Here is an 18128-nt window from a genome sequence, read left to right as displayed (position 1 = left end):
AAATTTTTAGATTTGCTGGCAAGCCCACGTAAGCCTGGTGAGCCGCCAGCAGCGGATTTAAATGGAAAACAAAATATTACTTGTAAAACTCACGTGACACCCTGAATTCATTTCATGACACCGGCTTATTCTGCGGCTCATCAGCAATATCGCCAGTATGTATTCCTTCTTCCGTCCCCTGCCAGCCATGACGCTGAACCAGCGACAAATGGTTGCGATCTTCGTTGATGATATCGGCCAGCATCTCGCTGGTACGCTTGAACACCGCCACCCGGGAAGCCGAATCGTTTTCCGCCATGACCACCATCTCCTCAACCATTTGCAGATTAAAACGGCGGAACAGATCGGCGCGCTCCCTGGCCTCGTATGCCCCCAGCCCCAGAGCCTCCAGGGTCATGCGCCCGGATCTCAGCGCCGCTTCAAAGGTTTCACGTTCCGGTGCTTCTATCCCGGCCTGACGCAACTTGATGTAATGGTTAACATCACGGGCACGGGAAATAATGTGCAGATGCGGAAAGTGCTCTTTTGCCAGTTCCACCAGTTGCAGGCTGGTCTGCGGATCATCGATAGCGTTAATCAACACTTCCGCATTCTCCGCCCCGGCGGATTCCAGCAGATCAGCGCGCGTGGCATCGCCGTAAAACACTTTCATATCAAATTTGCGCAAGGTATCGATATGGTCAGGATCATGATCGAGGATAACCATCTTTACGCCGCTGGAGAGCAGCACACGACCGACGATCTGCCCATAACGACCAAATCCGGCGATAATCACCCGCGGCTGCTCTTCATCAATTTCATCAGCTTCGCGCTGCTGGCCCCCCGTAGATTTTTCCAGACGCGTCAGCAGTACCAGCAGAATCGGCGTTGCCGCCATCGACAGTGCGACGGCCAGCGTTAACGCCTTCGCCCATTCGCTGTCCAGCACATCGGCCATCTGCGCTGCGCTGAACACGACAAAGGCAAACTCACTCCCCTGTCCCAGCAGTACCGCAAACCAGCGGCGCTGGGCGCGCGGTACGCTCAGCGGTTTGGCAATGAGCCACAGCATCAGGGATTTAATCACCAGAAAACCCACCAGTAAAATCAGAATGCGCAGCGGATGGGTCGCCAGGGTACCAAAATCGACAGACATGCCGACACCGATAAAAAAGAGCCCCATCAAAAGGCCCTTAAACGGTTCGATATCGCTTTCCAGCGCGTGACGATACTCCGAGCTCGCCAGCAGCACCCCGGCAAGGAACGCGCCCATCGCCATCGACAGGCCAACCTCTTCGAGCAGCAATCCGAAACCAAATACGAGAAACAAGGCCACGGCGCTGAACACTTCTCGCAGGCCGGAACGTGCGGCAAAGCGCAGCATCGGTCGGGTAAGGTAGCGCCCGAGCACCACCACCAGCGCCAGCGCCCCCACGACCTTCAGCGCCGACAGGGCAAACGCGCCCAGCGTCGTCGAGCCGCCGCTCGCCGCCAGCAGCGGGATCATCGCCACCAGCGGAATAGCGGCAATATCCTGGAATAGCAGCACCGCAAAAGCGCTACGGCCCAGTTGCGTCACCATCAGGTTACGCTCGTTCATCACCTGCATCGCAATCGCCGTTGAGGAGAGCGCCAGAGTCATACCTATCAGCTCCGCCACCTGCCAGCGCAGGCCAAGCGACATACAGAACAGCCCAATCAGCGTGCCGCAGACCACCATCTGCAACGCCCCACCGCCGAACACCGAAGCGCGCAGCTTCCACAGGCGCTGAGGATCCAGTTCCAGGCCAATGACAAACAGCATCAGCACCACGCCGATTTCAGCAAAGTGCAGAATTGACTCAGCATCCGTGACCAGCCGCAGCCCCCACGGGCCGATAATACACCCGGCGATTAAATAGCCGAGCACCGATCCCAGCCCACAGCGCACGGCAATCGGGACAATCAGCGCGGCAGAACCTAAATAGATCAGCGCCTGTATAAGCGTGTGGCTATCCATTCTGATGTGCCTCCTGCCATTCTATTAAACGTTGCCGATAATGGCGCGCCTGCGCCTGGAGGGTTTCATCATCACAGACGAACGTGCAATGAATGGCGAACGGTGGTAACCACTTCATGCCACAGTACAGACTGGTCGCCTGTAGCGGCTGGGCCAGAACATCAAAACCGGGAAAAGCGCCAGTATCAAAGTGGCTTTCACCGCCGCCGGTCGTCACCGCCCACATCAGCGATTTACCGCGCAGCGCGCTGCCGTTGTGACCATATGCCCAGCCGTGCGACAGGACTTTATCCATCCACAGTTTCAGCAACGGCGGCACGCTGTACCACTGCATCGGATGCTGCCAGATAACCAGATCGGCGCGAACCAGCGCCGCCTGTTCGGCGGCGACGTCGATATTAAAATCAGGGTACAGTTGATAGAGGGAGCGTATCTCTACGCCGTCAAGCCTCCCTGCCTGCTCAAGCATCCGCTTATTCGCATGCGAGTGCTGCGGATAAGGGTGCGCATAAATTATAAGAATCATTGATTAGCCTGCATTCGCTCCTGTAGTAATCAGCAAGAGTGTAGACAGTTAATCAAAACGCTTACAACGATAAGTGCGATCTATACCGCGTTATTTTACGCATTCCGCGGCTGTTTATTGACCGCGATATCCGACTCGGAGGTATCAAGGTCGCACTTCTTCGGCAACAAGAAAGTGATGGTTCCGGCAATGATCAACGACCCGGCCAACGCACAGACCGCGACGTTCTGACCATAAAGATAAATCATCACGCCGACCAGATATGGACCGCAAAAACCGCCAAGGTTACCCAGACCATTAATCACACCACGAGCGCTCCCGGCCACTTCCGGCGAGGCGATACGTCCGGGCATCGACCAGAATGGGCTGGTTGCCGACTTCAGGAAGAAACCACAGACCACCAGCGCAATATAAGCCGCCACCACATGCTCGCGCAGCACGACTGAGGCCACCAGCGCCGCCGCGAAGCAGTAGAGCGAGAAACGAACCCACAGACGACGTTTACCACTGCGATCGCTGAATAGCGAGATCGCGTAGATCCCGGCCAGGGTCGCGATGAACGGCAGTATGGCGAGGAATCCGACGCTAGCCATACTACCGCCGGTCAGTCCTTTAAGGATCGTCGGCAGCCATAGCGTGTAACCATAATCACCGGTCTGGTAAAAGAAGTTGAGGATCACCAGCTTCATCAGGCCAGGGTTACGGAACACGTCTTTCACCGGCGCATTGCTCACTGGCGCTTCGGCCAGTTTTACCGCTCGTTCAGCCGCAAGCGTAGTGACAAGATATTGACGCTCGCTTTCCGGCAACCAGCGGGCTTCTTCCGGGCGGTCGCTAATCATAAACCACCATACCGCCAGCACGACTACCGACAGCAACCCTTCGATGATAAACAGCCAGCGCCAGTCCAGCGCCGCAATAATGGCGCCCGACACTGGCGCGGTCAGCATGCCGCCCAGTGGGGCAAACATCATCACAAAAGCATTCGCCCGACCAAGCTCTTTTTCCGGAAACCAGTTGCTGATCATCGTCAGCACCACCGGCAGCATGCCGCCTTCAGAGACCCCGAGAATAAAACGTAACACCAGCAATTGATATTCATGAGTCACAAAACCGGTGGCGATAGACACAACCGCCCAGGCGATCAGTGACCAGGCAATAAACGTCTTGCCACTGCCGTTTACCGCAATTCTGCCGCCGGGTATTTGCAGAAATAAATAACCAATAAAAAATATTCCGCTGGCGACACCAGCCATCTGACTGGTAATACCTAAATCCGTTTCCATTCCGCCGGGCAGCGCAAAACTAATATTAACCCGGTCCATAAACGAAATAATACAAGCAATCAATACCGGCGTAATAATACGCAGCCAGCGGGTGCTGGGAATTTTATCGTTCATATATCGCACTCTCTATGCAGAGGTTATCATTGTAATAAAGTGAGCGTAGGGACAGAGAAATAAACGTGAGAATTAATTAATTGCGTTCGGCAATACCGTACCGGCGAAATAAGCCGCCACATTGGCATAAACCACATCGCTCATTTTCTGCCGCGTCTCATGAGTGGCGCTGGCAACATGCGGCTGTAGTACTACATTATTGAGCGCAATCAGCTCTGCCGGTACATTTGGCTCATCTTCGAAGACGTCAAGACCGGCTCCGGCGATAACACCGTTTTGTAACGCCTGGATCAGTGCTTTCTCGTCCACCAGCGAGCCGCGGGCAATATTAATCAGCCAGGCATGTTTCGGCATGACGTTAAACACGGAAGCGTCAATCAGCCCGCGATTAGCTTCGCCTCCCGAGGCGGCAATCACCAGGAAGTCGCTTTCATGGGCCAGCGTGTGCAGGTCCGCGCACCACTGATAACTGAGTCCTTTCACTTTTTTGCGATCCGTATAAAGCACCTCCATATCGAATCCGCGGGCGCGGCGAGCGATAGCCTGGCCGATATTGCCCATCCCCAGCAGGCCGATGCGTTTGCCGCTCACCTGAGTCGCCAGCGGCAGCCCGCCGGTCAGCCAGCGCCCTTCCCGCACGAAACGATCGCCCTGACACAACTGACGCGAACCGGCCAGCAGAAGCCCCATCGCCAGGTCGGCGACATCGTTGGTCAACACGCCAGAAGTAATAGAGACGGCGATCTGCCGGGTGCGGGTGAACTCCAAATCGACGGCATCGGTACCCACGCCGAAGATAGCAATCAACCCAACGTGCGGCAGCAGCTCCAGAACGCTGTTCTGAACGCCAACATCACCCCGGGTGACCACGACCGCAATATTCTCCCCCTGTTCGCGCAGAAAAGCGATCGGATCGTCCTGCTCATACAGGCGATACAATGGAAACTCGGCGGCCAGCTGCGCCTGTAGGGTATCGATAACGGGGGCCACTAAAAGGACGGCGCGGGTAATAGCATTATTCATCAGATCACCTGTTTGATATTTCAGTACGACGGTAGTCACTATCAAACGGATTTTCTATGTGGTTTTTTGCGATCTGCATCACGCTGAATCGTGTTAAAAATAGCTGTTACGCGCTCCGTGATCGCTAAGACAAAACCGGCCTGCAGCGGCATGACAGCGGAAAATACGTTAACGTTCCGCTAACACCGCGCCATTAACGGTCAGGCAGAGTTAAATCGTTTCCCCCATCGACAAGCGATAATGCAGATCGACTTTCTCAATCGTGGGCAGTCCTTTGATTTTCTTAATTAAAATTTCCGTTGCGACTTTACCCATTTCAAAGCGTGGCGTCAGTACGCTGGCAAGACGCGGGGAGACGATCTGCCCGATCTCCAGACCATGAAAACCGGCAATCGCCAGTTCCTGCGGCACATTGATACCGGAAGCCAGGCACTCCTGTAACACGCCAACGGCAAGATCGTCATTGGTACAAAGAATCGCATCCATATCTGCGTACATCTGACGAGCGAGGGTCATCATCCCGGTTCCTATCGACACCGACGACACTTTGTTCGGCGCGATACGTCCCTGCGGCAATCCAGCATTGGTCATCGCCTGACAGTAACCGGCATAGCGCTGCTCATCTCGCACGTCGGACATCGAACCAAAATAGATTACCCGCCGCTTACCGCTCGCCAGCAGCATATTGGTCATATCGAATCCGGCGTTGAAGTTATCAAAGCCGACATTAATGCGCCCGACGTTATCCGTCAGCCCCATCACCTCGGCCACGGGAATCTTTGCCGCATTGAGGTATTTATCCGCCCGCAACGTATGGACCGACTCGGTTAGCAGCAGGCCTTTGACGTTAAAGGCTAACACAGCGGCAATCTGCTCCTCTTCACGCTGACGGTCATAGTCGTAATTCACCACCAGCGTCTGATAACCGTGGGTAGCGGTGACCGACTCAATCCCGGCCAGCAGATCGGCAAAAATTTGATTATGAAAGGAGGGAATAAGCACGCCAATACGCGGAACGGCAACGCTAATCATCGCCGGATTATCAGGGTCCGGTTCGTAGCCGATTTCGGCAATAACGCTGGCGATACGCTCTGCCGTTTCCGGCTTGACCTTGTCCGGCGTACGTAAATAGCGGCTGACGGTCATCTTGGTTACGCCTGCCAGCGCTGCAATATCATTGAGCGTAATGCGTTGTACTTTCATTTATCGACCCGTCAAATACATCCACTGCATCAGGCCATTATGCCTGTCACTGGTTAAAAAGAGAATCTTACGGCTCCCGTGTTAACCTGCTGAGCTACGGTAATTTCCATCCCGCTTCACGTTTAGCGTAACCCCTTTTGGTAACACCGTTTTGAGTGATCTTCATCACAGTTTTACCCAACAAAAATCCGTGAGATAGAGCACAGGTTATTCCGGTTACGTTTTTTATCAAATCAGAATTACCGGGCGCAACATCATTTATATTCAGCCGTTAATCAGGACATCAAGATGAAAGATCTTTTCAGCTTACAAGGCAAACGTATTTTAATTACTGGCGCAGGACAAGGGATTGGCTTTGTCATGGCGCAGGGCCTTGCGCAATATGGTGCGGAAATTATTATTAACGATATTTCAGCATCGCGCGCTGATGATGCGGTAATGAAATTACGCGATGAAGGTGCTACCGCGCATGCTGCGGTATTTAATGTTACCGATGCCGATTCCGTAGAAAACGCGATTAATCAAATTGAAAATGAAACCGGCGCAATTGATGTCTTATTTAATAATGCCGGAATTCAGCGCCGTCATCCGTTTACCGAGTTTCCGGTACAGGAATGGAATGACGTTATTTCGGTAAACCAAACCGCCGTATTTCTCGTTTCCCAGGCCGTTGCTAAACGCATGATTAGCCGCCAGCAGGGAAAAATCGTCAATATCTGTTCGATGCAGAGCGAACTGGGACGCGACACGATCACCCCATATGCTGCGGCGAAAGGCGCGGTGAAGATGTTAACCCGCGGGATGTGCGTCGAGCTGGCGCGCTACAACATCCAGGTCAACGGTATCGCGCCGGGTTACTTTAAAACGGCGATGACAAAGGCGCTGGTTGACGATCAAGCCTTCACCGACTGGCTATGCAAACGTACCCCCGCCGCCCGCTGGGGTGACCCGCAGGAGCTGGTTGGCGCAGCGGTATTCTTATCATCCAAAGCCTCGGATTTCGTTAACGGTCACCTGCTGTTCGTCGATGGCGGCATGCTTGTCGCCGTCTGAACAAGGAGTTCACTCACTATGGCAGGGCAATGCATTATTTTAATGGGCGTCTCCGGGACCGGCAAAACCACCGTCGGTCAGGCCTTAGCCCAGGCGCTTGGCGCAAAATTTATCGATGGTGACGATCTGCATCCGCGGAAAAATATCGTCAAAATGGCCGCCAGCCAGCCGCTTGATGATGACGATCGCCAGCCGTGGCTGGAGCGCATCGGCGATGTGATTTTCAGCCTTGGACAGAAGAACGAGTCCGGCGTACTGGTGTGCTCAGCGCTGAAAAAGCGCTACCGCAACCAGCTGCGCGAGGGCAACCCCCATTTGCGCTTCCTGTGGCTGACCGGCGACTATGACTGCATTTTGCAGCGTATGCAGACGCGTAAGGGCCACTTTATGCCAGAGGCCTTGTTGCGCAGCCAGTTCGCCACCCTGGAGACGCCGGACGCCAGCGAAAGCGATGTTTTAGCCGTCGATATCACGCCCGATGTCCCGGACATCGTGGCGCATTCCATCACGCTACTCAACCATCATCAACGACAGGGGATCCCGGCATGATTATTGATACCTTAACCGCCGCCGCCAAAAATAACGTTTACCCACCGGTTATCCGCAAAGCGTTACAGGCGGTATTGCAGCAGGATCCACAGACACTGCCACCGGGGAAATACACCATTGATGGCGATAATCTGTTTTTTACCGTCGTTGAAGGCAGGACGAAACCGCTGGTGGAACAGCGCCCAGAATATCATCATCAGTACATAGATATTCATATTGTACTGAAAGGCGAGGAGATTATCGGTGCCGGTAATCAGGGTCTGGAGATCGTAGAAGATGGCCCGTTTAATACGACGCATGATATTGGGTTCTGTCAGAAAATCAGCAGCGAAACGCTGATTCATCTGTACCCCGAGGAACTGGCGATTCTGTTCCCCGGAGAGCTGCACCGGCCAATGTCCGCCATGGATACGGGCGCCCCGCTGCGCAAGATTATTGTCAAAATAGACCACGCCTTGCTTTAATGAATCGGCCTCGCAGCAATTCCAGCGAGCCCATAGATAGCGTTTAGATATCCTGCTCATCTATCAGTTGAGCATCCAGGCATAGGTTTCGGTCGTTCCACGCCTGTCGGTGCCCAAACGTATGGCGACACTTTACGCCTCATGATAATGCGCAGGATCTTGCCGCAACAAAAAAAGCGCCTCCGGCGTCGACCACCGGAGGCGCTTTTATCAACAAATTACCTTACTTTTTAATTTGCGCGTGCATTTCCTGTACCGATGTCACCTTCTCCATTGCGTTGGCATTCAGCGCCATCGTGGTGGCGAACCCGCCGTTCAGCGTAGTGTCATAGTGTACTTTGTACTGTAGCGCACTGCGGCGAATCAGCTTGGAGTCTTCAATCGCCTGACGACCTGCGGTGGTGTTGATAATGTAGGTGTATTCGCCATTCTTGATGCGATCCTGAATATGCGGACGACCTTCATGCACTTTGTTCACCAGACGCGGGTTGATACCGGCTTCGCCCAGCACAATCGCCGTGCCGTGAGTTGCATCCAGTTCAAAACCAAACTTCAGCAGTTTCGCCGCCAGATCCACCACGCGCTCTTTGTCGCCTTCGCGCACGGAGAGCAGCGCACGGCCCGATTTCTTCATCGTTGAGTTACTGCCCAGTTGCGCCTTAGCGAACGCCTCCGCGAAGGTGCGGCCTACGCCCATCACTTCACCGGTAGAGCGCATTTCCGGCCCTAACAGCGGGTCAACGCCAGGGAACTTGTTAAACGGCAGCACCACCTCTTTCACCGAGTAGTACGGTGGGATAATTTCTTTCGTCACGCCCTGCTCGGCCAGCGATTTGCCCGCCATCACGCGCGCCGCCACTTTCGCCAGCGGCACGCCGGTGGCTTTGGAGACGAACGGCACGGTACGCGCCGCACGCGGGTTGACTTCAATCAGATAAACTTCGTTGTTTTTGACCGCGAACTGTACGTTCATCAGACCGCGCACCTGCAGCTCAAACGCCAGCTTCTGCACCTGCTCGCGCATCACATCCTGAATCTCCTGGCTCAGGGTGTAGGCGGGCAGCGAACAGGCGGAGTCGCCGGAGTGGACGCCCGCCTGCTCGATATGCTCCATGATACCGCCAATCAGCACCATTTCGCCGTCGCAGATGGCGTCCACATCCACTTCCACCGCATCGTCAAGGAAACGGTCCAGCAGCACAGGCGCATCGTTGGAGACGCTGACGGCGGTCTGGAAGTAGCGACGCAGGTCGATTTCATCATAGACAATTTCCATCGCCCGGCCACCGAGAACGTAGGACGGACGCACCACCAGCGGGTAGCCAATCTCTTTCGCCTTCTCAACGGCCTGCTCAATCGCCGTCACGGTGGCGTTAGCCGGTTGTTTCAGTTTCAGGCGGTCAACCGCATGCTGGAAGCGCTCACGGTCTTCCGCGCGGTCAATCGCATCCGGGCTGGTGCCGATAACCGGCACGCCAGCCGCTTCCAGCGCGCGCGCCAGCTTCAGCGGCGTCTGGCCGCCGTACTGGACGATAACGCCTTTCGGCTTCTCGATACGCACGATTTCCAGCACATCTTCCAGCGTCACCGGTTCGAAGTAGAGGCGGTCAGAGGTGTCGTAGTCGGTAGAAACGGTTTCCGGGTTACAGTTGACCATAATGGTCTCGTAGCCGTCTTCGCGCAGCGCCAGTGAGGCGTGTACGCAGCAGTAGTCAAACTCAATACCCTGACCGATACGGTTCGGGCCGCCGCCGAGGACCATAATTTTATCCCGGTCAACGGATGGGTTCGCTTCACATTCATCTTCATAAGTGGAGTACATGTAGGCGGTATCGGTAGCGAATTCCGCCGCACAGGTATCCACACGCTTGTAAACCGGGTGCAGATCGTACTGGTCGCGCAGTTTGCGGATTTCCGCTTCGCGCACGCCCGCCAGCTTCGCCAGACGCGCATCGGCAAAGCCTTTACGCTTAAGCTGACGCAGGAAGTCCGCATCAAGGCCGGTAATACCGACTGCAGCCACTTTCTCTTCCAGGCGTACCAGCTCTTCAATCTGTACCAGGAACCAGCGATCGATATTGGTCAGGTTGAACACGCCATCAACGGACAGACCGGCGCGGAAAGCGTCCGCGATGTACCAGATGCGCTCAGCGCCGGCGTCTTTTAATTCGCGACGAATTTTGGTCAGCGCTTCCGGGTCATCCAGGCTCACTTTCGGGTCGAAACCGGTCGCCCCGACTTCCAGACCGCGCAGCGCTTTCTGTAAGGACTCCTGCTGAGTGCGGCCAATCGCCATCACTTCGCCGACCGACTTCATCTGGGTGGTCAGACGATCATTGCTGCCGGCGAATTTTTCAAAGTTGAAGCGAGGAATTTTGGTCACAACGTAATCGATGGACGGTTCGAACGATGCCGGAGTGCGGCCACCGGTGATGTCGTTCATCAGTTCGTCGAGGGTGTAACCCACCGCCAGTTTCGCCGCCACTTTGGCAATCGGGAAGCCGGTGGCTTTTGACGCCAGCGCCGAGGAACGGGAGACGCGCGGGTTCATTTCGATGACAATCAGACGACCGTTTTTCGGGTTCACCGCAAACTGAACGTTGGAACCGCCGGTTTCCACGCCGATTTCACGCAGTACCGCCATCGAGGCGTTACGCATGATTTGGTACTCTTTGTCCGTCAGCGTCTGGGCTGGCGCGACGGTGATGGAGTCACCCGTGTGAATGCCCATCGCGTCAAAGTTCTCAATGGAACAGACGATGATGCAGTTGTCATTCTTATCACGCACCACTTCCATTTCGTACTCTTTCCAGCCAATCAGCGACTCATCAATCAGCAGCTCGTTGGTCGGAGAAAGATCCAGCCCGCGGGCGCAGATCTCTTCAAACTCTTCGCGGTTGTAGGCAATACCGCCGCCGGTGCCGCCCATCGTAAAGGAGGGACGGATAATGCACGGATAACCGACGTCAGCGGCAACCGCCAGCGCCTCTTCCATCGTATGCGCAATACCGGAGCGGGCAGTGTCGAGGCCGATTTTCTTCATCGCCACGTCAAAACGGCGGCGGTCTTCAGCTTTATCAATCGCATCGGCGGTGGCGCCAATCATGGTCACGCCGAACTCAGCCAGCACGCCCTGACGCTCCAGCTCCAGCGCGCAGTTCAGCGCCGTCTGACCGCCCATCGTCGGCAGCACCGCATCCGGGCGCTCTTTCTCAATAATTTTACGCACCACTTCCCAGTGAATCGGCTCGATGTAGGTCGCATCGGCCATTTCCGGGTCGGTCATGATGGTCGCCGGGTTAGAGTTCACGAGTATTACGCGATACCCCTCTTCACGCAGCGCCTTACACGCCTGGGCACCGGAGTAGTCAAACTCACACGCCTGGCCGATAACAATCGGGCCCGCACCCAGAATCAGGATACTTTTTATGTCTGTACGTTTTGGCATTGCTTTCTTCTCCGAAGAACCTGTTTATGGTCGTCGCGAGCGATGGGCAGACAAGGAAAAAATTTGTGAGAAAGCGCAGTTTACAAAACGTAAATGAGCATTTTGAACAAATTTTTAACGCCGTATTCCCGAGCACAGCAGAACATAAACAGGTTCTGATTATTTCGCGGACTGACGGTAGAGCTCAATTAACTCGATAAAGTGGTCGAACAATGGCGCGGCATCATGCGGGCCTGGGCTCGCCTCCGGGTGCCCCTGGAAGCTGAACGCCGGTTTATCGGTGCGATGAATCCCTTGCAGAGTGCCATCGAACAGCGATTTGTGCGTCACGCGCAGATTGGCAGGCATAGAAGCTTCATCCACCGCAAAACCGTGGTTCTGCGCCGTAATCATCACGGTATTATTATCGATATCTTTAACCGGATGGTTACCGCCGTGGTGGCCGAACTTCATTTTGATGGTTTTCGCGCCGCTGGCCAGCGCCAGCAACTGATGGCCGAGGCAGATGCCGAAAACCGGAATATCGGTTTCGAGGAATGCCTGAATCGCCTCGATAGCGTAATCGCACGGCGCCGGATCGCCAGGGCCGTTAGAGAGGAAGATACCGTCCGGGTTCATCTTCAGCACCTCTTCGGCGGAGGTCTTCGCCGGAACCACCGTCAGGCGGCAGCCGCGATCCACCAGCATGCGCAAAATATTGCGTTTGGCGCCGAAATCATAGGCCACGACGTGGAAAGGCAGATCGCTTTCGGCTTTAGCTTCCGGTAAATCACCCTCCAGCGTCCAGCTCCCCTGGGTCCAGTTATAGGTTTCTGCGGTGGTTACTTCCTTCGCCAGGTCCATCCCGTTCAGCCCCGGAAACGCTTTCGCTTTTTCCAGCGCCAGTGCCGCATCCGGGTTATCACCCGCGATAATGCAGCCGTTCTGCGCGCCTTTTTCACGCAGCAGGCGCGTCAGCTTGCGGGTATCGATATCGGCAATCGCCACAATATTATGGCGCTTCAGATAAGAAGAGAGGTCTTCGGTATTGCGGAAGTTACTGGCAATCAGCGGCAGGTCGCGAATCACCAGGCCTTGCGCATGCACCTGCGAAGACTCTTCATCGGCGGCATTGGTGCCGACGTTGCCGATATGGGGATAAGTTAGAGTAACGATTTGGCGGGAATAGGAAGGATCAGTGAGGATTTCTTGATAACCGGTCATTGAAGTATTGAAAACGACTTCCCCAACCGCCGAACCTGTTGCCCCTATGGCCCGACCGTGAAACTGGGTTCCGTCTTCCAGAACCAATAGCGCTGACTTAATCAAAACACCCTCCAAAGAATATCCACTCACTTTATTTGCATATTAATTCATAATATAGATCTGAATCAATGCAAATCTGTTGCCCGCAGAATTTTGGCAAACGGCGGCATTCTGGAGAGAAGGCAGGTAAAAGTCAACTTAAAGCGGATATTTTTAACCTTATTTCAGGCGACTATTCAGAAATACCGGCTTTAACGGGCAAAAAGATCAACTAACTGACCAGGGAAAACGCTTGCGGAGCCAGGTGATTGTGAAATCAATCCTGCGAGAGTAAAAAAACAGACCAACTGGTCAAAATTCACAACGAAGCCACAAAAAATACGAATAAAACATCAAATTTCTCTTACTTCGTTGTAAATACAATAAAAAACGACGAAAAATAAAAAGGGCAACAAGATATTGCCCCTTGCAATCAATTACTTATTGATCACAATAACCACATCACGATGGGTAATAATCGTTATAAACTGTTTAACTCAAGCACATCACGCATATCGAAAAGACCATTTTTCTTGCCTTTTAGCCATAATGCAGAGCGGACGGCACCATTAGCAAAAGTCATTCTGCTGGAGGCTTTGTGGCTGATTTCGATGCGTTCGCCAATATCGGCAAACATCGCCGTATGTTCGCCAACGATATCCCCGGCGCGCACGGTGGCGAAGCCAATCGTACCGGGTACCCGTTCACCGGTATAGCCTTCACGACTGTATACCGCGCACGCTTTCAGATCTTTATTCAGTGCGCCAGCAATCGCCTCACCCATCGCCAGCGCAGTGCCCGATGGCGCATCCACTTTGTGGCGATGGTGCGCTTCGATAATCTCAATATCGGTGTAGTCGCCCATCACTTTCGCCGCCTTTTCCAGCAGCTTTAACATCACGTTGACGCCGACGCTAAAGTTGGCGGCAAACACGATGGCAATCTCCTGCGCCGCGTCACTAATCGCCTGCTTTCCGGCATCATCAAAACCCGTCGTGCCAATAACCATCCCTTTGCCGTGCTCACGGCAAAAAGCGAGATGGTTCAGCGTACCTTCCGGACGGGTAAAATCGATGAGGACGTCGAAATCATCTTTGACCGCCTCAAGGTGGCTTTGCACCACGACCCCTGACTTACCCGTGCCCGCCAGTTCTCCCGCATCGCTGCCGATCAGCGAGGAACCTTCTCGCTCCAGCGCGGCGCCAAGTACCGCCCCTTCCATTTGCTGTACCGCCTGAATTAACTGGCGTCCCATCCGGCCGCCCGCCCCCGCGATGGCCACGCGGATTTGTGCATCATGCATAGCTATTCTCTTTTGTTAATACTACGTAAATTGTTTTCAGAGTAACCAGCCCATCGCTGCGCCGCTACTCAAAAACGCCGATAATTAGAAATTTATGACAAACTGCCGCTGATATCAGTAAAAACTATAAGATTGTGCCGGGAATCGGCGGGCTGGCAACCGGAAAGGATGAGTCTGGTCGAGTCTGAAAAGCCCGGATCGGTCAGCAGACAGGCCTATCCGGGCTCAATCAACAGTATAAAAGCGAGCAATCAGTGCAGGTACAGTTCACCGGCAGGAAAACCATACAGGAACCAGGTGACCGCCAGCAGATCGGCGCTACCGCCGGGGCTAAGATGACGAGCGATCAGTTCATCATCCAGTTGGCGCAACGATTCAAGCCCGCCATCAGCCAGTACCCCACCTTCCCACAGCAGTCTTTGCGCCTGCTGCTGGACAAAGTTAAGGCCCTCCAGGCCACCGCGAGAAACCAGATTGGTATCGTCATTCCAGGCCATCAGATGGAGTAAAGTCTGCAGCAGCGCCAGATTGGTGTCTCCGGTCTCTGCCATCACGCGATTAAATACCGGCATCGCCTGAGTGCGCACGGTACGAAAGCCACTTTCCGCCTCACCTCTGGCACCAGACAGTCCGTAACGCAGAAAATGCCCTTCCCCCTTACTCACCTTTTTTCCTTCACAGGCGGAAAGCTCGCGCCCCACCAGGCCACGACAGAATCTGGCGACCTGATCGCAGACCCGATGTTGCTCAACCGGTTCCCTCCAGGCAACCAGTCTTCCAATCGCCGCGCTGAGCAGACCAAAAGCGAAGATCGCGCCGCGATGTGTGTTCACCCCGCCAGTCGCCTCCAGCATATCCGTTTCGCAGGCCATACCCACTGGACGCAGCATCATCAATACCTGATCTGACACGATATTCGCGGTATCGTGACCCATGATGAAAAACTTCTCCATCCACGGGGCGACAACCGCCGTACTGGCCTCAAACGAGGCCAGATCCATATCCTGATGCGCGCCGGTGTTACAAATATCCACCAGCCCTGGCTTCGGCGTCAGGCGAACTTCAGTCAGCAGCGCCCGCTCCACGCGAGAAACAATATCCTCTGCCGTGACTGTTTGACGACGCGACTGGCGATGCTGGCTCATCATCACTTCGCTCATGCCTCATCTCCTCGACGCGTTTAGCGGGCGGTTTTAACCTGATGAATCACATCAATCACCGACCCATCGCGATAGCGCACCACGGCAACAACGCGATCGGTAAATGCGATCGGCGCCGGTTTGCCGGTCAAAAGCTCAGCGCGCTGCTGTAGCGCTTCGATGGTCATCAGCGGAATACCGGCATTACGCAGGTTATCGATCAGATCCTGGCGCGCCGGATTTACGGCGATACCGTGGTCGGTCACCAGCACGTCGACGCTGGCGCCCGGCGTGACGCGAGTCAGGACGTTTTCCACCACGCAAGGAATGCGCCCGCGCACCAGCGGCGCGGTAATAATGGTTAAGTCAGCACCGGCCGCGGTATCGCTGTGGCCGCCGGATGCCCCACGCAGCACGCCGTTAGAGCCGGTCATCACGTTCACATTAAACCCGGTATCGATTTCCAGCGCGCTCAGCACCACCACGTTCAGGCGTTCGCAGGAAGCGCCTTTCGCGCCGGGATTGGCGTACTGGTTAGCGGAAATCTCGATATGATTCGGGTTATTCGCCAACGAACGTGCGGCATCGCCATCAAAAGACTGGGTATCCAATAACGCTTTAATTAATCCTTTTTCATGCAGATCGACCATCGTGCCGGTGATCCCACCCAGGCCAAAGCTGGCAGTAATGTTATTACGGCGCATTTTGTCTTCCAGAAAACGCGTGACCGCCAGAGATGCGCCGCCGGTACCGGTCTGAAGAGAGAAGCCGTCTTTGAAGTAGCCGGAATGTTCGATAATTTTTGCGGTCTGGCGAGCAATCAATAACTCGCGCGGATTGCTGGTCAGGCGAATCGCCCCGGCGGTGATTTTCGCCGGATCGCCCACTTCCTCAACCTGGGCAATCAAATCCACCTGATCCTGAGCGATACTGGCCGGATAGTTCGGATAATCCACCCATTTTTCGGTCAGCAACACCACGCATTTTGCAGCCTCGGCATCCACCCTGGCGTAACCCAGCGATCCGCAACGTGATTTCCCGCTAAAACCATTGGCGTTCCCGAACTCATCGCAGCACGGCACCCCGAGGAACGCGACATCAATACTCAGTTCTCCACTCTGTACCAGATACGCCCGCCCGCCGTGAGAGTGGATTTGTACCGGATTTTCCATCAGACCCGCAGAGATCTCTTCGCCCAGCTTACCGCGCAGGCCAGAGGTGTAAATCTGACGAATTACGCCGTTTTTAATATGCTCAATCAGCGGCCAGTGTGCGTCAATAAGCGAACTGGACGCCAGCGTGAGATCGCGAAATCCCATCTCCGCCAGCTTCTCCACCACCATATTGACCACCTTATCGCCACCGCGAAAAGCGTGGTGAAAGGAGATGGTCATACCGTCTGTCAGCCCGGAGCGGCGGATCGCTTCCTCCAGCGAGTCACAAACTTTACGATGCCGTTTTTCACTTTCACTGGATAACCACGGACTTTTCGCCGTCACGCCCACATAGGGCGCTAATCCTTCCGGCATGACGTACTGCTGATTAAGCATTGCCACGGTCTCTTTCATGATTTTCTCCTTAATCCCGAATGCCGGACGCCGATAGCGCCACAACTTTGCGCGCATGAGCAATAATCGGCCCATCTATCATCTTGCCGTTTAGCGATACCACGCCCAGACCACGCGCTTCCGCCTCTTCCGCCGCCGCGATAACATCCCGCGCATGCTCGACGTCTTTAAGCGTTGGGGCATAAACCTGATGCAGCAGCTCAATCTGACGTGGGTTGATCAGCGATTTGCCGTTAAAACCGAGGTTTTTCGCCATGCTGGCTTCCGCAAGGAAACCTTCTTCATTATTAATATCCGACCACACCACATCATAGGCCGCGATACCGGTGACGCGGGCGGCATGCAGCACCGCGCAGCGAGCGTAAAACAGCTCGCTGCCATCGCCCCGGCAGGTGCCCATATCCATCACGTAGTCGAAGGCCGCCAGCGCAATTGCCGCCAGACGCGGACTGGAACGGGCGATCTCGACCGCATTCACCACCCCCAACGCCGACTCAATCGCCGCCATTAACCGGGTACTGCCGACTTCCCGGCCACACTCACGCTCAATGCGCTCGACGTGCGCTTCCAGTTCATGGATATCTTCTTTACTGTCGGTCTTCGGCAAACGAACCATATCCACGCCCGCGCGCACGACGGCCTCAAGGTCAGCGAGGCCAAACGGTGTGTTGAGCGGATTAATACGCACCACGGTTTCCACGTCCTGATACAACGGATGCTGCAACGCATGGTGTACCAGCAGGCGAGCGGTATCTTTTTCACGTAGCGACACCGCATCTTCGAGGTCAAACATCACCGCATCTGCGCCGTAAACAAAAGAGGTGCTTAACATTGCGGCGTTGGCGCCCGGGATAAACAGCATACTGCGACGAGGTTTCATAACTGGCTCCATTGCAGTTGAGATTGTTGCGCAGCACGCAGCGCCGCGGCCTGGACGCGCGCCTTCAGTACACATTCGAGCGCGCCTTTATCATCGACGATCACATTTGCCCGGGTGACGCCAAGCTTCGCCAGCGTCTCTCTGACCACCTGTTCGATCGCGGCACCAAACTGCTGCTTCACCACGCTGTCTATTTCAAGCTGAATACCTGGCGCATCGGCAGGCCCGATCCTGACCATGACATCGCTGGACTCCAGCGTGCCGGCCAGGGCATCAATCATTATTTCCATAGAGGCAGATCCTTAGTTAT

General features: G+C 54.8%; 15 protein-coding genes. 3 read left to right on the top strand and 12 right to left on the bottom strand.

The features are described from left to right. Positions 1-112: 112 nt before the first annotated feature. The 5 genes from kefC to ABK821_RS02930 all read right to left on the bottom strand — a co-directional run bounded on the left by kefC (position 113) and on the right by ABK821_RS02930 (position 6130). Positions 113-1978 carry a glutathione-regulated potassium-efflux system protein KefC gene (gene kefC, locus ABK821_RS02950; RefSeq protein WP_343177939.1) on the bottom strand — a complete coding sequence of 622 codons (1866 nt, stop codon included), beginning with the start codon at positions 1976-1978 and terminating at the stop codon, positions 113-115. Continuing rightward, positions 1971-2504, bottom strand: a complete 534-nt coding sequence (gene kefF / locus ABK821_RS02945; RefSeq protein WP_138361907.1) for a glutathione-regulated potassium-efflux system oxidoreductase KefF — start codon at positions 2502-2504, stop codon at positions 1971-1973. Before kefF ends, kefC begins: the two co-directional genes overlap by 8 nt. 95 nt (positions 2505-2599) lie before the next feature. Beyond that, entirely contained in the window at positions 2600-3904 is a 1305-nt protein-coding gene (locus ABK821_RS02940; protein WP_138361906.1) for an MFS transporter, read from the bottom strand. 72 nt (positions 3905-3976) lie between these two features. After that, positions 3977-4927: a 2-hydroxyacid dehydrogenase gene (locus ABK821_RS02935; protein WP_138361905.1), complete on the bottom strand. Its 951-nt coding sequence runs from the start codon at positions 4925-4927 to the stop codon at positions 3977-3979. Between the two features lie 210 nt (positions 4928-5137). Beyond that, entirely contained in the window at positions 5138-6130 is a 993-nt protein-coding gene (locus ABK821_RS02930; protein WP_138361904.1) for a LacI family DNA-binding transcriptional regulator, read from the bottom strand. A gap of 288 nt (positions 6131-6418) precedes the next feature. Between ABK821_RS02930 and idnO the strand changes: the two genes are divergently transcribed. The 3 genes from idnO to ABK821_RS02915 are packed head-to-tail and all read left to right on the top strand — an operon-like array spanning position 6419 to position 8196. Beyond that, on the top strand, positions 6419-7183 hold the full coding sequence (gene idnO, locus ABK821_RS02925; protein WP_138361903.1) for a gluconate 5-dehydrogenase: 765 nt from the start codon (positions 6419-6421) through the stop codon (positions 7181-7183). 18 nt (positions 7184-7201) lie between these two features. Further along, a complete protein-coding gene (locus ABK821_RS02920; RefSeq protein WP_138361902.1) occupies positions 7202-7732 on the top strand; it encodes a gluconokinase in 531 nt (176 codons plus the stop codon). Next, a complete protein-coding gene (locus tag ABK821_RS02915; protein WP_343177940.1) occupies positions 7729-8196 on the top strand; it encodes a YhcH/YjgK/YiaL family protein in 468 nt (155 codons plus the stop codon). The genes ABK821_RS02920 and ABK821_RS02915 overlap by 4 nt, the downstream gene beginning before the upstream one ends. Before the next feature lie 223 nt (positions 8197-8419). Here ABK821_RS02915 and carB read toward each other — a convergent pair whose 3' ends face one another. The 7 genes from carB to citD all read right to left on the bottom strand — a co-directional run bounded on the left by carB (position 8420) and on the right by citD (position 18108). Next, a complete protein-coding gene (gene carB, locus ABK821_RS02910; RefSeq protein ID WP_138361900.1) occupies positions 8420-11644 on the bottom strand; it encodes a carbamoyl-phosphate synthase large subunit in 3225 nt (1074 codons plus the stop codon). A 159-nt stretch (positions 11645-11803) separates the two neighbouring features. Further along, positions 11804-12952: a glutamine-hydrolyzing carbamoyl-phosphate synthase small subunit gene (gene carA / locus ABK821_RS02905; RefSeq protein ID WP_138361899.1), complete on the bottom strand. Its 1149-nt coding sequence runs from the start codon at positions 12950-12952 to the stop codon at positions 11804-11806. Between the two features lie 457 nt (positions 12953-13409). Continuing rightward, entirely contained in the window at positions 13410-14231 is an 822-nt protein-coding gene (dapB, locus tag ABK821_RS02900; protein ID WP_142503033.1) for a 4-hydroxy-tetrahydrodipicolinate reductase, read from the bottom strand. A 251-nt stretch (positions 14232-14482) separates the two neighbouring features. Then, positions 14483-15376, bottom strand: coding sequence for a triphosphoribosyl-dephospho-CoA synthase CitG (gene citG, locus ABK821_RS02895; RefSeq protein WP_374043498.1), 894 nt, complete (start codon positions 15374-15376; stop codon positions 14483-14485). Between the two features lie 35 nt (positions 15377-15411). Continuing rightward, complete coding sequence (gene citF, locus ABK821_RS02890; RefSeq protein ID WP_138361896.1) at positions 15412-16938, bottom strand: citrate lyase subunit alpha; 1527 nt, start codon at positions 16936-16938, stop codon at positions 15412-15414. A gap of 10 nt (positions 16939-16948) precedes the next feature. Then, positions 16949-17818 (bottom strand): citrate (pro-3S)-lyase subunit beta, encoded by an 870-nt coding sequence (gene citE / locus ABK821_RS02885; RefSeq protein WP_138361895.1) that lies wholly within the window; start codon positions 17816-17818, stop codon positions 16949-16951. Further along, positions 17815-18108 carry a citrate lyase acyl carrier protein gene (gene citD, locus ABK821_RS02880; protein WP_138361894.1) on the bottom strand — a complete coding sequence of 98 codons (294 nt, stop codon included), beginning with the start codon at positions 18106-18108 and terminating at the stop codon, positions 17815-17817. Before citD ends, citE begins: the two co-directional genes overlap by 4 nt. Between the last annotated feature and the right edge of the window lie 20 nt (positions 18109-18128).

Source organism: Klebsiella sp. KE9456, from assembly GCF_043832615.1.
In the GTDB taxonomy this organism is placed as follows: Bacteria; Pseudomonadota; Gammaproteobacteria; order Enterobacterales; family Enterobacteriaceae; genus Klebsiella; species Klebsiella indica.
This window is presented reverse-complemented; position numbering and strand designations above follow the sequence as displayed.

What these genes read in the sequence shown, in the direction of transcription:
- citG (WP_374043498.1), bottom strand. Translation starts at nt 15,376, where the DNA reads ATGAGCCAGCATCGCCAGTCGCGTCGTCAAACAGTCACGGCAGAGGAT.
- citF (WP_138361896.1), bottom strand. Translation starts at nt 16,938, where the DNA reads ATGAAAGAGACCGTGGCAATGCTTAATCAGCAGTACGTCATGCCGGAA.
- kefF (WP_138361907.1), bottom strand. Translation starts at nt 2,504, where the DNA reads ATGATTCTTATAATTTATGCGCACCCTTATCCGCAGCACTCGCATGCG.
- citD (WP_138361894.1), bottom strand. Translation starts at nt 18,108, where the DNA reads ATGGAAATAATGATTGATGCCCTGGCCGGCACGCTGGAGTCCAGCGAT.
- dapB (WP_142503033.1), bottom strand. Translation starts at nt 14,231, where the DNA reads ATGCATGATGCACAAATCCGCGTGGCCATCGCGGGGGCGGGCGGCCGG.
- ABK821_RS02940 (WP_138361906.1), bottom strand. Translation starts at nt 3,904, where the DNA reads ATGAACGATAAAATTCCCAGCACCCGCTGGCTGCGTATTATTACGCCG.
- citE (WP_138361895.1), bottom strand. Translation starts at nt 17,818, where the DNA reads ATGAAACCTCGTCGCAGTATGCTGTTTATCCCGGGCGCCAACGCCGCA.
- ABK821_RS02915 (WP_343177940.1), top strand. Translation starts at nt 7,729, where the DNA reads ATGATTATTGATACCTTAACCGCCGCCGCCAAAAATAACGTTTACCCA.
- carB (WP_138361900.1), bottom strand. Translation starts at nt 11,644, where the DNA reads ATGCCAAAACGTACAGACATAAAAAGTATCCTGATTCTGGGTGCGGGC.
- idnO (WP_138361903.1), top strand. Translation starts at nt 6,419, where the DNA reads ATGAAAGATCTTTTCAGCTTACAAGGCAAACGTATTTTAATTACTGGC.
- ABK821_RS02920 (WP_138361902.1), top strand. Translation starts at nt 7,202, where the DNA reads ATGGCAGGGCAATGCATTATTTTAATGGGCGTCTCCGGGACCGGCAAA.
- ABK821_RS02930 (WP_138361904.1), bottom strand. Translation starts at nt 6,130, where the DNA reads ATGAAAGTACAACGCATTACGCTCAATGATATTGCAGCGCTGGCAGGC.
- kefC (WP_343177939.1), bottom strand. Translation starts at nt 1,978, where the DNA reads ATGGATAGCCACACGCTTATACAGGCGCTGATCTATTTAGGTTCTGCC.
- ABK821_RS02935 (WP_138361905.1), bottom strand. Translation starts at nt 4,927, where the DNA reads ATGAATAATGCTATTACCCGCGCCGTCCTTTTAGTGGCCCCCGTTATC.